This is a genomic window from Cellulosimicrobium sp. Marseille-Q8652, from assembly GCF_965112045.1.
Genome location: NZ_CBCOPS010000002.1, coordinates 1181182 through 1195617 on the forward strand (window position 1 = coordinate 1181182; position 14436 = coordinate 1195617).

12 protein-coding genes are annotated in these 14436 nt (G+C 72.8%); 10 read left to right on the forward strand and 2 right to left on the reverse strand.

Annotated features, from left to right (window positions below; genetic code table 11):
- Window positions 1-11: 11 nt before the first annotated feature.
- Window positions 12-833, reverse strand: a complete 822-nt coding sequence (locus ACWPWV_RS15110; protein WP_454043769.1) for an MBL fold metallo-hydrolase — start codon at window positions 831-833, stop codon at window positions 12-14.
- 215 nt (window positions 834-1048) lie between these two features.
- On the opposite strand from ACWPWV_RS15110, the gene uvrA reads away from it, so the two are divergent.
- Window positions 1049-4036: an excinuclease ABC subunit UvrA gene (uvrA, locus tag ACWPWV_RS15115; protein WP_454043770.1), complete on the forward strand. Its 2988-nt coding sequence runs from the start codon at window positions 1049-1051 to the stop codon at window positions 4034-4036.
- Between the two features lie 48 nt (window positions 4037-4084).
- Here the strand turns inward: uvrA and ACWPWV_RS15120 are convergent, their stop codons facing one another.
- Window positions 4085-4570: an OsmC family protein gene (locus tag ACWPWV_RS15120; RefSeq protein ID WP_454043771.1), complete on the reverse strand. Its 486-nt coding sequence runs from the start codon at window positions 4568-4570 to the stop codon at window positions 4085-4087.
- Between the two features lie 198 nt (window positions 4571-4768).
- On the opposite strand from ACWPWV_RS15120, the gene uvrC reads away from it, so the two are divergent.
- The 9 genes from uvrC (at window position 4769) to ACWPWV_RS15165 (ending at window position 14376) form a co-directional block, all read left to right on the forward strand.
- Entirely contained in the window at window positions 4769-6922 is a 2154-nt protein-coding gene (gene uvrC, locus ACWPWV_RS15125; RefSeq protein WP_454043772.1) for an excinuclease ABC subunit UvrC, read from the forward strand.
- 20 nt (window positions 6923-6942) lie between these two features.
- Complete coding sequence (gene rapZ / locus ACWPWV_RS15130; protein WP_454043773.1) at window positions 6943-7881, forward strand: RNase adapter RapZ; 939 nt, start codon at window positions 6943-6945, stop codon at window positions 7879-7881.
- Window positions 7882-7888: 7 nt separating this feature from the next.
- Entirely contained in the window at window positions 7889-8854 is a 966-nt protein-coding gene (locus ACWPWV_RS15135; RefSeq protein ID WP_454043774.1) for a gluconeogenesis factor YvcK family protein, read from the forward strand.
- Window positions 8855-8909: 55 nt separating this feature from the next.
- Window positions 8910-9890 carry a DNA-binding protein WhiA gene (gene whiA, locus ACWPWV_RS15140; RefSeq protein WP_454043775.1) on the forward strand — a complete coding sequence of 327 codons (981 nt, stop codon included), beginning with the start codon at window positions 8910-8912 and terminating at the stop codon, window positions 9888-9890.
- 382 nt (window positions 9891-10272) lie between these two features.
- Window positions 10273-11277 carry a type I glyceraldehyde-3-phosphate dehydrogenase gene (gene gap, locus ACWPWV_RS15145; RefSeq protein WP_251151132.1) on the forward strand — a complete coding sequence of 335 codons (1005 nt, stop codon included), beginning with the start codon at window positions 10273-10275 and terminating at the stop codon, window positions 11275-11277.
- 152 nt (window positions 11278-11429) lie between these two features.
- On the forward strand, window positions 11430-12629 hold the full coding sequence (locus tag ACWPWV_RS15150; RefSeq protein WP_454043776.1) for a phosphoglycerate kinase: 1200 nt from the start codon (window positions 11430-11432) through the stop codon (window positions 12627-12629).
- Window positions 12630-12699: 70 nt separating this feature from the next.
- Complete coding sequence (gene tpiA, locus ACWPWV_RS15155; protein ID WP_454043777.1) at window positions 12700-13491, forward strand: triose-phosphate isomerase; 792 nt, start codon at window positions 12700-12702, stop codon at window positions 13489-13491.
- Window positions 13492-13689: 198 nt separating this feature from the next.
- A complete protein-coding gene (gene secG / locus ACWPWV_RS15160; RefSeq protein ID WP_454043778.1) occupies window positions 13690-13932 on the forward strand; it encodes a preprotein translocase subunit SecG in 243 nt (80 codons plus the stop codon).
- Between the two features lie 96 nt (window positions 13933-14028).
- On the forward strand, window positions 14029-14376 hold the full coding sequence (locus tag ACWPWV_RS15165; RefSeq protein ID WP_454043779.1) for an RNA polymerase-binding protein RbpA: 348 nt from the start codon (window positions 14029-14031) through the stop codon (window positions 14374-14376).
- The last annotated feature ends 60 nt before the right edge of the window (window positions 14377-14436 follow it).

Genomic DNA, 14436 nt, shown 5'->3' on the forward strand with positions numbered 1-14436 from the left:
GGGCACCGAGGTCACCAGCCGCGGGCGCGCCACGCGGGGAGGTGCGGGCGCTCCGCGCCGAGCGTGGTGTCCGCGCCGTGCCCGGGGTAGACCCACGTGTCGTCGCCGAACCGGTCGAACACCCGCTCCGTGACGTCGCCGAGCAGCCGCGCGAACCGGCCGGGGTCACGGTCGGTGTTCCCCACGCCACCGGGGAAGAGCGAGTCGCCGGTGAACAGGTGCGCACGGCCGGCCACCGCGTCGGGAGCGTGCGTGCGCGACGGCTCCCGGTAGGCGAGCGCGACCGACCCCGGGGTGTGCCCGCGCAGCGCGACCACCTCGAGGAGGGAACGCCCGACGCGGACCGTGTCCCCGTGGCGCAGCCTCCGGTCGACGGGGACGCCGGTCGCCGTCGTGACCGCGTCGGCGTCCGCGTCCCCGACGGCGACGACGGCACCGGTGGCGGCCACCACGTCGGCCAGCGCGCCGACGTGGTCGTGGTGGCGGTGGGTCGTGACGACCGTCGTCAACCGGCCTGCGGGCGCGTGGCCGGGCTCGACGACGGGCCCGACGACGGGCTCGACGACGGGCTCGACGACGCGCTCGGAGGGAGACCCGGCGAGGGGCCCGGCGAAGGGCTCGGCGAAGTGCTCGGCGAAGTGCTCGGCGAGAAGGTCGAGCAGCCGGCGCGGCTCGGCCGCGGCGTCGACGAGGACCCGCTCGCCGGTGCGCCGGCACACGAGGAGGTACGCGTCGTTCGCCAGAGGTCCGACCGCCACCTTCCGGATCTCCAGCTCGTCGAGCCGGCGCACGTCCGCCGGTCCGCCCACCACGACCTCGCCCGTGTACGTCATGACGCACAGTCTGCCGGTCGGGCCGACGCGTCCAGGTCGAGCGTCGGCGTCGGCATCGGCATCGGCATCGGCATCGGGGTCGGAACCGGCGTCGGCCCCGACGTGCGACGGCCGTGGGCCGCCGGCGTGGACCTCCGGGGACCGGGACGTGCGGATCCGGAGGAGACGCGTCGAACATCTGTGCGAGTGTCAGTGGTCGGTCGTACCATTCTTCGGTGAGCAATCGCCTCGTCATCTCCGGTGCCCGCGAGCACAACCTCCGCGACGTCGACCTCGACCTCCCGCGCGACCAGCTCATCGTCTTCACCGGCCTGTCGGGGTCCGGGAAGTCGTCGCTCGCGTTCGACACGATCTTCGCCGAGGGCCAGCGCCGGTACGTCGAGTCCCTGTCCGCGTACGCCCGGCAGTTCCTCGGGCAGATGGACAAGCCCGACGTCGACTTCATCGAAGGGCTGTCGCCCGCGGTGTCGATCGACCAGAAGTCGACCAACCGCAACCCGCGGTCGACGGTGGGCACCATCACCGAGGTCTACGACTACCTGCGCCTGCTCTTCTCGCGCGCGGGGACGCAGCACTGCCCGGTGTGCGGCGAGCGGGTGACCGCCCAGACGCCGCAGCAGATCGTCGACCGCCTGCTCGAGCTGCCCGAGGGCACCCGCTACCAGGTGCTCGCGCCGGTCGTGCGCGGTCGCAAGGGCGAGTACTCGGAGCTCTTCAAGGAGCTGCAGGCCAAGGGCTTCGCCCGTGCCCGCGTCGACGGCGAGGTGCGCACGCTCACCGACCCGCCGGCGCTCGAGAAGAAGCTCAAGCACGACATCGAGGTGGTCGTGGACCGGCTCGTCGCGCGCGAGGGCGTGCAGCGTCGGCTCACCGACTCGGTCGAGACGGCGCTCGGCCTCGCGGGCGGGCTCGTCGTCGTCGAGCTGGTCGACGCCGAGGCCGACGACCCCGCTCGCGAGCGCCGCTTCTCGGAGAAGCGCGCGTGCCCCAACGACCACGAGCTCGCGCTCGACGAGATCGAGCCGCGCACGTTCTCCTTCAACGCGCCGTACGGGGCCTGCCCCGAGTGCACGGGCATCGGCTTCCGGCTCGAGGTCGACCCGGACCTCGTGATCCCCGACGAGGAGAAGTCGCTGGCCGAGGGTGCCGTCGCGCCGTGGGCGCAGGTCTCGTCCGAGTACTTCGAGCGAGTCCTCACGGCGCTCGCCGACGACCTCGGCTTCTCGATGGACACGCCGTGGCGGGCGCTGCCCGAGCGTGCGAAGAAGGCCGTCCTGCACGGGCAGAACCACGAGGTGCACGTCCGGTACAAGAACCGGTGGGGCCGCGAGCGCCAGTACTCGACGGGCTTCGAGGGCGTCATCACGTTCCTCGAGCGTCGTCACTCCGAGACCGAGTCGGACTGGTCGAAGGAGAAGTACGAGGCGTACATGCGCGAGGTGCCGTGCCCCGTGTGCCGCGGCGCGCGGCTCAAGCCCGAGGTGCTCGCGGTCAAGGTCGGCGGGAAGTCGATCTGGGACGTGTGCCGGCTCCCGCTGCGCGAGGCCGCGCAGTTCCTCGGCTCGCTCGAGCTCGGGCAGCGCGAGCGCGCGATCGCCACGGAGGTCCTCAAGGAGATCGACGCCCGCCTCGGCTTCCTCCTCGACGTCGGCCTGGACTACCTCTCGCTCGAACGACCGGCGGCGACGCTGTCCGGAGGAGAGGCGCAGCGCATCCGGCTCGCGACGCAGATCGGCTCCGGCCTCGTCGGCGTCCTCTACGTGCTCGACGAACCGAGCATCGGCCTCCACCAGCGCGACAACCGCCGCCTCATCGAGACGCTCACGCGCCTGCGCGACCTCGGGAACACGCTCATCGTCGTGGAGCACGACGAGGACACCATCCGCACGGCGGACTGGATCGTCGACATCGGCCCGGGCGCGGGGGAGCACGGCGGTCGCGTCGTCCACTCGGGCGACTACGCCGGGCTGCTCGAGGCGCCGGAGTCGGTCACGGGTGCCTACCTCTCCGGGCGGCGGAGCATCCCGCTGCCCGCGGAGCGGCGTCCGACGGACCCGGAGCGGCAGATCACGGTGGTCGGAGCGCGCGAGCACAACCTCACGGGCATCGACGTGAGCTTCCCGCTCGGGACGTTCACGGCCGTGACGGGCGTGTCGGGGTCGGGCAAGTCCACGCTCGTCAACTCGATCCTCTACACGGTGCTCGCGAACGAGCTCAACGGCGCCCGTCAGGTCGCCGGGCGGCACACGCGGGTCACCGGCCTCGACCACCTCGACAAGGTCGTGCACGTCGACCAGGGCCCGATCGGGCGCACGCCGCGGTCCAACCCGGCGACGTACACGGGCGTGTGGGACCACGTGCGCAAGCTCTTCGCCGAGACCACCGAGGCCAAGGTGCGCGGCTACACGCCCGGCCGGTTCTCGTTCAACGTCAAGGGCGGGCGCTGCGAGGCGTGCTCGGGCGACGGCACCCTGAAGATCGAGATGAACTTCCTCCCGGACGTCTACGTGCCGTGCGAGGTGTGCCACGGCGCGCGGTACAACCGCGAGACGCTCGAGGTCCACTTCAAGGGCAAGACGGTCGCGGACGTGCTGGACATGCCGATCGAGGAGGCCGCGGAGTTCTTCGCCGCGGTCCCGGCGATCTCGCGGCACCTCAAGACGCTCGTCGAGGTCGGGCTCGGCTACGTCCGGCTCGGCCAGCCCGCCCCGACGCTGTCGGGCGGCGAGGCGCAGCGCGTGAAGCTCGCGAGCGAGCTGCAGAAGCGCTCGACGGGACGCACGATCTACGTCCTCGACGAGCCCACGACCGGCCTGCACTTCGAGGACATCCGCAAGCTGCTCGGGGTGCTCCAGTCGCTCGTCGACAAGGGCAACTCCGTCCTCGTCATCGAGCACAACCTCGACGTGATCAAGAGCGCGGACTGGGTCGTCGACATGGGGCCCGAGGGCGGCTCGGGCGGCGGGAAGGTCGTCGCGCAGGGCACCCCGGAGCAGGTCGCTCGGGTCGCCGCGAGCCACACCGGGCGGTTCCTCGCGGAGATCCTCGACGAGCACCCCGACGTGCCGGTCGCAGCCCCCGTCGCGAAGCAGGCCGAGGCACCCGCGCCCGCGGGCAAGGGCAGGTCCGCCCGGGCGCGACGGGCGACCGACGAGCCGGGAGCCGGCCGCGGCACGTCCCGGCGCAAGGCCTCCGCGGCCTGACCGCGCAGGGGCCGCCCACCTCCCGGCGACCGACGTCGCCGGGAGGTGTCAGGCCGCGGCGCGCCGCGCCGGGGCCGGCTCGACCAGGACGCGGAAGTTCACCGAGCGCGCGATGAAGCAGTGGTCGTGCGCCCGGCGGTGCAGGACGGCGAGCGCGTCGTCGTCGGTGCCCGGGCCGTCGTCGACGACGACGCGCGGGTGCAGCGTCACGTCGCTGAACTGGCCCTCCCCGCCCGACTCGACGCGCATCGTGCCGGTGACGTCGTCCACGTACTCGCGCACGACCACGCCCGCCGCCGCGGCGAGGTGCAGGAACCAGAGCATGTGGCACTGGGAGAGGCTGACGACGAACAGCTCCTCGGGGCTGTAGCGCGTCGGGTCCCCGCGGAAGGCCGGGTCGGCGGAGCCGGGCAGCGGCGGTCGGCCGTCGAGGAGGACGTCGTGGTCCCGCCCGTACGCGGTGTAGGAGCTCGTCCCTCGCGTGCCGGCCCCGGTCCAGCGGACCGTCCCCGCGTACCCGTGCTGTGCGCTCATGCCCGTCACCCTAACGGCCGGTGGTGCGGATCACACCGCGGGACCGAGCCGGGGGACCACTGCCCCCGGAGGGCCCGACCAGCCGGCTCCACGAGCGGTCCACGACCGACCCGACGACCGACCGACGACCGACCGACGACCGATCCGAGACGACCGCACGGCGCCCTGCTGTCGGTGCGCTGACCTAGGCTGGAGAACATGGCTGATCCCGCGACGTACCGCCCTGCGCCGGGGGAGATCCCCACCTCGCCGGGCGTCTACCGGTTCCGGGACGAGCACGGCCGCGTGATCTACGTCGGCAAGGCGAAGAACCTGCGCTCCCGGCTGTCCAGCTACTTCCAGGACGTGGCCAACCTCCACCACCGCACGCAGACGATGGTCACCACGGCGGCGTCGGTCGAGTGGACCGTGGTCGGCACCGAGGTCGAGGCGCTCGCGCTCGAGTACACGTGGATCAAGGAGTTCGACCCGCGGTTCAACGTCAAGTACCGCGACGACAAGTCGTACCCGTACCTCGCGGTGACGATGGGCGACGAGTTCCCCCGGGCGCAGGTCATGCGCGGCGCGAAGCGGGCGGGGACGCGCTACTTCGGTCCGTACGGCCACGCCTGGGCGATCCGCGAGACGCTCGACCTGCTCCTGCGCGTCTTCCCGGTGCGCACGTGCTCGGCAGGCGTGTTCAAGCGAGCGCACCAGACGGGCCGGCCGTGCCTGCTGGGCTACATCGACAAGTGCTCGGCGCCGTGCGTCGGGCGCATCACGCCCGAGGACCACAAGGCCCTCGCGGAGGACTTCTGCGACTTCATGGCCGGTGACACGCAGCGGTTCGTCAAGCGGCTCGAGCGCAAGATGCGCGAGGCGGCCGCGGCGATGGAGTACGAGGCCGCCGCGCGGCTGCGCGACGACCTGGGCGCGCTCCAGCGGGCCACGGAGAAGAACGCCGTGGTGCTCGGTGACGCGACGGACGCCGACGTGTTCGCGCTCGCCGGGGACGAGCTCGAGGCGGCCGTCCAGGTCTTCCACGTCCGGGGCGGGCGCATCCGGGGCCAGCGCGGCTGGATCGTGGAGAAGGTCGAGGACGTCACCGACGCGGAGCTCGTCGAGCACCTCCTGCAGCAGGTGTACGGCGCGGCCGAGGACGCCGCGGCGGTCGACGCCCGGACCGGGGCCGGCGCGCGAGGCGGCGCCCGCGACGTCGTGCCGCGCGAGGTGCTCGTGCCCGTGCTCCCGCCCGACCCGGACCAGGTGACCACGTGGCTCACCGGCCTGCGCGGGGCGCGCGTCGACGTGCGCGTCCCCCAGCGCGGGGACAAGAAGGAGCTCGCCGCGACCGTGCGGGCCAACGCCGAGCACGCGCTCGCGCTGCACCGCACGCGCCGCGCGGGGGACCTCACCACGCGCAGCCAGGCGCTCCGGGAGATCCAGGAGGCCCTCGACCTGGACACCGCGCCCCTGCGGATCGAGTGCTACGACGTGTCGCACAACCAGGGCACGTACCAGGTCGCGTCCATGGTGGTGTTCGAGGACGGGCTCGCCCGCAAGAGCGAGTACCGGCACTTCACGATCCGCGGCCCCGAGGGCGACGGTGCGCGCGACGACACCGCCGCGATGCACGAGGTCATCACCCGGCGGTTCAAGCGGTACCTCGCGGACCGCTCGCGGTCGGGCGAGGTCGAGATGGACCTCGAGGCCGACGACGTGGCCGGCGGGGCCGACGCCGCGGACCGCGAGGCGCAGCGCGCCGCCGCCGTGGCCGGGTACGTGCCCCGCAGCGGCGAGGTCGACCCCGACGCTCCCACCGACCGCCGGGCGCGCTTCGCCTACCCGCCGAACCTGGTCGTCGTCGACGGCGGCCCGCCCCAGGTCGCGGCTGCCGCTCGCGCGCTCGCGGAGCTCGGCGTCGACGACGTCGCGCTCTGCGGGCTGGCCAAGCGCCTCGAGGAGGTCTGGCTCCCGGGCGAGGACTACCCGGTGATCTTGCAGCGCTCGTCCGAGGGCCTCTACCTGTTGCAGCGCGTGCGCGACGAGGCCCACCGCTTCGCGATCAGCCAGCACCGCAGGAAGCGCAGCAAGGGCATGACGGCGTCCGCGCTCGACGACGTCCCCGGTCTCGGGCCGGCGCGCAAGGCGGCGCTGCTCAAGCACTTCGGCTCGGTCAAGCGCCTGCGCGCGGCGAGCGCCGAGGAGATCGCGACGGTCCCCGGCATGGGGGCGCGCACCGCACAGGCGGTCGTCGCGGCGCTCGCGGAGGGCGGCACGCCCGCGGCACCCGGGGCCACGACCGACGCTCCTGACGGCGGGACCGCCCTCGCGGACACACCGGTCCCGGACGCAGCCCCCGTCCGGCCGTGACCGGCTGGCATGCTGGGACCATGAGACCGGAACCCTCCCCGACCACGGTCCCGAGCGGCATCCCGGCGATCGAGGCGGCCACGCACGCCCCGGAGCGCCGCGAGCCGGAGGTGCTCATCATCACCGGCATGTCCGGCGCGGGGCGCTCGCGCGCGGCCGCGGTCCTGGAGGACCTCGACTGGTACGTCGTCGACAACCTGCCCCCGCGCATGATCGTGCCGCTCGTCGACCTCATGACCCGTTCCGGGTCGACGCTCGAGCGCATCGGCGCCGTCGTGGACGTGCGCGGCCGCGAGTTCTTCACCGACCTGGTGGAGGTCCTCGACCACCTGCGGCAGAACGGCGTCTTCTACCGGATCCTGTTCCTCGACGCCTCGGACGAGGTGCTCGTCCGCCGGTACGAGCAGGTGCGCCGTCCGCACCCGCTGCAGGGGGAGGGGCGCATCCTCGACGGGCTGGTCGAGGAGCGCCGGCTCCTCGCGAGCCTCGAGGAGCGCGCCGACGTCGTCATCGACACCTCCGAGCTCAACGTGCACGACCTCGCGCGCGAGGTGCGCTCGGCGGTCGCGGACGGCACCCCCGACGCCCTGCGGATCAACGTCGTCTCGTTCGGCTTCAAGTACGGGCTGCCGCTCGACGCCGACCACGTGGTCGACGTGCGGTTCCTCGCGAACCCGTACTGGATCACCGAGCTGCGCCACCTCACGGGTCGCGACGTCCCGGTGCGCGACTACGTCCTCGGCCGGCCCGGGGCCGTCGAGTTCGTCGACCGGTACGTCAGCGCCCTCGAGCCGGTCCTCGCGGGCTACCTCGGCGAGGAGAAGCGCTACGTGACCATCGCCGTCGGGTGCACCGGCGGCAAGCACCGCTCCGTCGCGATCAGCGAGGCGATCGCGGTGCGCCTGCGCGCGCAGGGCCAGCGCGTGACCGTGACCGCGCGCGACCTCGGGAAGGAGTGAGCCGGCCGTGGTCACGAGGAGGTCGCCGGCGGTCGTCGCGCTCGGCGGCGGGCACGGGCTCTCGGCGAGCCTGTCCGCGCTGCGTCTCATGTCGGACCGGCTGACCGCCGTCGTCACCGTGGCCGACGACGGCGGGTCGTCGGGGCGGTTGCGCGCCGAGCTCGGCGTGCTGCCCCCCGGGGACCTGCGCATGGCGCTCGCGGCGCTGTGCGACGACTCCGAGTGGGGACGCACGTGGAGCGCGCTCCTGCAGCACCGGTTCACGTCCGAGGGCGACCTCGACAACCACGCCGTGGGCAACCTGCTCATCGTCGCGCTGTGGGAGCTCCTGGACGACCCGGTCGCCGGGCTCGACTGGGTCGGGCGCCTGCTCGGGGCGCGCGGTCGTGTGCTCCCCATGGCGGCGGTGCCGCTGGGGATCGAGGCGGACGTGCGGACCGAGGACGGGCTCCAGACCGTCGTGGGGCAGAGCGAGGTCGCGGTGACCCACGGCCGCATCGAGCAGCTGCGGCTCGTGCCACCCGACCCGCCCGCGTGCCCCGAGGCGGTCGCCGCGGTGCGGGACGCGGACTGGGTCGTCCTCGGCCCCGGCTCGTGGTTCTCGTCCGTCATGCCGCACCTGCTGGTCCCCGAGCTGGCGGCGGCCCTGCACGAGACGAGCGCGCGCCGCTGCGTGACGCTCAACCTCTCGAGCGAGGCCGGCGAGACGTACGGGCTGTCCGCGACGGAGCACCTCGAGGCGCTGCACAAGCACGCGCCCGAGCTCCGGATCGACGCCGTCGTCGCGGACCCGACCGCGGTGGAGGACACGGAGCAGCTGGCCGAGGCGGCGCAGCGCATGGGGGCGCGTCTCCTGCTGCGCCAGGTCGCGCTCGGCGACGGCACCGCCCGCCACGACGCTCTGCGCCTCGCCGCGGCGTACCGCGACGTGTTCGACGACTTCCTCGGCGACGTCGGGACGCCCACGCGCTGACCCCGCCGCCGTCGGCGCCGCCGCCCGGCCGGTGGATCGATGGCAGGATGTCGCCATGGCGCTCACGGCACAGGTGAAGGACGAGCTGGCACGGGTGCGCGTGGACAAGACCGCGTGCCGCAAGGCCGAGGTCTCGGCGATGCTCCGCTTCTCCGGGGGCCTGCACCTCATCTCGGGACGCATCGTCATCGAGGCCGAGCTCGACACCGCGATCGCCGCCCGGCGGCTGCGCGAGACGATCGCGGACGTCTACGGGCACACGAGCGAGCTGATCGTCGTCTCGGCCGGCGGGCTGCGCAAGAGCAGCCGCTACGTGGTGCGGGTCGTGCGCGACGGCGAGTCGCTCGCCCGCCAGACCGGGCTGCTGGACCAGCGCGGCCGCCCGGTGCGCGGCCTGCCCCCGCAGGTCGTGTCCGGCGGGGTCGAGGAGTCCGAGGCGGCGTGGCGCGGCGCCTTCCTCGCGCACGGCTCCCTCACGGAACCGGGGCGGTCGTCGGCGCTCGAGGTGACGTGCCCCGGCCCGGAGGCCGCGTTGGCGCTCGTCGGGGCGGCGCGCCGCCTCGGCATCTCCGCGAAGTCGCGCGAGGTGCGCGGCATCGACCGGGTGGTCATCCGCGACGGCGACGCGATCAGCGCGCTCCTCACGCGGCTCGGTGCGCACGACGCCGTCCTCGTCTGGGAGGAGCGCCGCACCCGTCGCGAGGTGCGCGGCACCGCCAACCGCCTGGCGAACTTCGACGACGCGAACCTGCGCCGCTCGGCGCGGGCCGCGGTGGCGGCGGGCGCCCGCGTCGAGCGCGCCTTCGAGATCCTGGGCCCGGACCTGCCCGACCACCTGCGCGAGGCGGGCGAGCTCCGTCTCGCGCACAAGCAGGCGTCGCTCGAGGAGCTCGGGCAGCTCGCGGACCCGCCGCTGACCAAGGACGCCGTGGCCGGGCGCATCCGTCGGCTGCTCTCGACCGCCGACAAGCGGGCGGCCGAGCTGGGCATCCCCGACACCGAGGCCGGTCTGAGCCCCGAGCTCCTCGACCTCTGACGGCGTCGCCCTCGACGTCCGACGGCGCCGGAGGGACGACGCGCGACGGGTCCTGTTGCGCGCCCGGCGACACGTGGCACCGTGGTGGTCATGCGCTGTCGGGACCATGGTCCCGAAGCGTGGGATCCAGGTCACACGATGGAGAGGTGTTGGTATAGGCTCGGGTACGTCAGGTGACAACGACGTGCTCCTTCGCTGACACCCCTCGTGGGCGTGGGTGGTCCCGGCTGTCGCCGTGACGTTCCCGCGAGCACGACGGGTGCTGAGCCGATGATCGGGCAGCGAGCACGGGCGTGATCACCACCTGCGTACGCCGTCGTACGTGATCGTTCGGCATCAACCGTGTGCGTCGGTACACCCGGCGCGCCCTGAGGAGGGCATTGTGACCATCCGCGTCGGTATCAACGGCTTCGGTCGTATCGGACGGAACTTCTACCGCGCCATCGTGGCGTCGGGGGCTGACATCGAGATCGTCGGTGTCAACGACCTCACCGACAACAAGACGCTCGCGCACCTGCTCAAGTACGACACGGTCCTCGGCCGTTTCCCCCTGAGCGTGGACTTCGACGACGAGAACATCATCGTCGACGGCAAGAAGATCCGTGCGCTCGCCGAGCGCGACCCCGCGAACCTCCCCTGGGGTGAGCTGGGCGCCGACATCGTCATCGAGTCGACGGGCTTCTTCACCGACGCGACGAAGGCCAAGGCGCACATCGACGGCGGCGCCAAGAAGGTCATCATCTCCGCCCCGGCGAAGAACGAGGACGCGACGTTCGTCGTCGGCGTCAACTCGGACCAGTACGACCCGGCCGCGCACCACATCATCTCCAACGCGTCGTGCACCACGAACTGCCTCGCCCCGCTCGCGAAGGCGCTCAACGACTCGATCGGCATCGAGCGTGGTCTCATGACCACGATCCACGCCTACACGGGTGACCAGAACCTGCAGGACGGCCCGCACCGCGACCTGCGTCGCGCCCGTGCCGCCGCGCAGAACATCGTCCCCACCTCGACGGGCGCCGCCAAGGCCGTCTCCCTCGTGCTCCCCGAGCTCAAGGGCAAGCTCGACGGCTTCGCGCTCCGCGTGCCGACGATCACCGGCTCGGCGACGGACCTCACCTTCACCGCCTCCAAGGAGGTCACGGTCGAGGAGGTCAACGCCGCGGTCAAGGCTGCCGCCGAGGGCCCGCTCAAGGGCGTCCTGTCCTACGTCGAGGACGAGATCGTCTCGAGCGACATCGTCACCGACCCGCACCAGAGCATCTTCGACTCGAAGCTCACCAAGGTGATCGGCGACCAGGTCAAGGTCGTCTCCTGGTACGACAACGAGTGGGGCTACTCGAACAGCCTCGTCGCGCTGACCCAGCTGGTCGGCGACAAGCTCTGACCCTGCCGCTCCCGTAGCGCCAGCCCTGAGCACCATGCGTCCGCGTGCGCGTCCCGGCCACGGCCGGTGACGCGCACGCGGACGTCCTCATGTGCGGGCCGCGCCGGCCGAGCCGCGCGCCGCACGACGGCGACCGAACCGTAGGAGACCGCATGAAGACCATCGACGACCTGGGCGACCTGCGCGGCAAGCGCGTGCTCGTCCGCTCCGACTTCAACGTCCCGCTCGACGGGACGACCATCACGGACGACGGTCGCATCCGCGCCGCCCTCCCCACGCTGAAGAAGCTCACCGACGCCGGCGCGAAGGTGATCGTCACGGCGCACCTCGGGCGCCCCAAGGGTGAGCCGGACGCGAAGTACTCGCTCGCGCCCGTGGCGGCCCGCCTCGGCGAGCTGCTCGGGGTGCCCGTGCACCTCGCGGAGGACGTCGTCGGCCCGTCGGCGCGGTCGACGGTCGACGCGCTCGGCGAGGGCGAGGTCGCCCTCCTCGAGAACATCCGCTTCGACGCTCGCGAGACGTCGAAGGACGACGCCGAGCGTCGCGCGCTCGCGGACGACCTCGCCGGGCTGGCCGACGCGTTCGTCTCGGACGGCTTCGGCGTGGTGCACCGCAAGCAGGCGTCCGTCTACGACGTCGCGCAGGTGCTGCCCGCCGCCGTCGGCGAGCTCGTGCTCAAGGAGGTCGACTCCCTCAAGCGCGCGACCGAGGACCCCGAGCGTCCGTACGTGGTCGTGCTCGGCGGCTCGAAGGTCTCCGACAAGCTCGGCGTCATCGCGAACCTCCTGACCAAGGCCGACCGCCTGCTCATCGGCGGCGGCATGGTCTTCACGTTCCTCGCGGCGCAGGGCCACCAGGTCGGCAAGTCGCTGCTCGAGGCCGACCAGATCGACACGGTGAAGGGCTACCTCGCGGACGCCGAGAAGAACGGCGTCGAGATCGTCCTGCCGACCGACATCGTCGCGGCGGACGCGTTCGCCGCCGACTCGCCCCACGAGGTCGTCGCCGCCGACGCGATCCCCGCCGACAAGATCGGCCTGGACATCGGTCCCGCCTCGGCCGAGCTCTTCGCGAGCAAGATCGTCGACGCGAGGACGGTCGTGTGGAACGGCCCCATGGGCGTGTTCGAGTTCGACGCGTTCGCCGGCGGCACGCGTGCCGTGGCCCAGGCGCTCGTCGACGCGACGGCCCGGGGCGCGTTCACGATCGTCGGCGGCGGCGACTCCGCCGCGGCCGTGCGCACGCTCGGGTTCGACGAGGCCGGCTTCAGCCACATCTCGACCGGTGGCGGCGCGAGCCTCGAGTTCCTCGAGGGCAAGGAGCTGCCGGGGATCTCGGTCCTCGAGGCCTGATCCCCCTGTACATCCCCGACGTGCGGCCCCGGAGGACCGGGGCCGCACGTCACGACGAGAGAAGACGATCGTGGCGAACCGCACCCCGCTCATGGCGGGCAACTGGAAGATGAACCTGGACCACCACCAGGCGACGCACACCGTGCAGAAGCTGGCGTGGACCCTCAAGGACGCCAAGCACGACTACGCGGCCGTCGAGGTCGCCGTCCTCCCGCCCTTCACGGACCTGCGGTCCGTGCAGACGCTGGTCGACGCCGACAAGCTCGAGCTGAAGTACGGCGCCCAGGACGTCTCGGCGCACGCCGAGGGCGCGTACACCGGCGAGATCTCCGCGTCGATGCTCTCGAAGCTCGGCGTGTCCTACGTCGCGATCGGGCACTCCGAGCGTCGCCAGTACCACGGTGAGTCGGACGCGCTCGTCAACGAGAAGATCGTCGCCGCCGTCGGTCAGGGCCTCGCCCCGATCCTCTGCGTCGGCGAGGGCCTGGACGTCCGCAAGGCGGGCGAGCAGATCGCCTACACCCTCGCCCAGGTCGAGGGTGCGCTGGCCGGGCTCCCGGCGGCGCAGATCGCCGACCTCGTCATCGCCTACGAGCCCGTCTGGGCCATCGGCACCGGCGAGGTCGCGACGCCCGAGGACGCGCAGGAGGTGTGCGGCGCGATCCGCGGCGCCCTGGGCGACCTGTACGACGGGGACGTCGCCGCGGCGACCCGCGTGCTCTACGGCGGCTCGGTGAAGTCGTCGAACGTCGCCGCGATCATGGCCCAGCCGGACGTCGACGGCGCGCTCGTCGGCGGCGCGAGCCTCGACCCCGAGGAGTTCGCGAAGATCGCGCGGTACCAGGCGCACGCGACCGCCTGAGCCTCTGCCCGCGGTCCTCGGTGCGCGTGCGCCGAGGGCCGCGCGGCCAGGACGCGAGACACCACCGGCGGAGGTTGGCCGTGGTGGCCCCGCGTCGCCTACTCTTGTCCCCTGTGCGGCAGGCCACGTCCTGCCCACGACAACCGAGCGGTCGCCCTCGACGTCGTCGAGCCGGCCCTGAGCCTCAAGGACGTACTCGTGGACGCGCTGCGCATCATCCTCCAGATCCTGCTGGTGCTCACCAGCGGCTTCCTCACTCTGCTCGTGCTCATGCACAAGGGCAAGGGCGGCGGCCTGTCCGACATGTTCGGCGGCGGGATCTCGAGCTCGGTGGGCAGCTCCGGCGTCGCCGAGCGCAACCTCAACCGCATCACGGTGACCTTCGCGCTCGTCTGGGCCGTCGTCATCGTCCTGCTGGGTCTGATCCAGAAGGTGAGCTGACCCCGCCGCCCCGGACGGGGCGGCGTCGGGCGGGGCGAGGTGCCCCGCCCGCAACGACCGGGTGCCGACGGTGGCACGCATGACGGGGGAGTAGACGTGGCAGGTGGTAGCGCGATCCGTGGGTCGCGGGTGGGGGCCGGTCCGCTCGGCGAGTCCGAGCGCGGCGACATGGCTCCCCGGTTCGGGGTCTCGTACTGGTGCGCCAACGGTCACGAGACCCGGCCGAGCTTCTCGTCGGAGGCCGACATCCAGGCGCCCGAGACCTGGGACTGCCCGCGCTGCGGCTTCCCGGCCGGCCGGGACCCCGAGAACCCGCCCGTCCCGGTGCGCAACGAGCCCTACAAGACGCACCTCGCGTACGTGAAGGAGCGGCGCTCCGACGAGGACGGCGTCGCGATCCTCGACGAGGCGCTCGCCGCTCTGCGGGCGCGCCGCGGGCGCTGACCGCGCCGCAGCACGGTCGGGACGCAGCGCACGGTGCCCTGTGCACGAGCGGGACGGCCC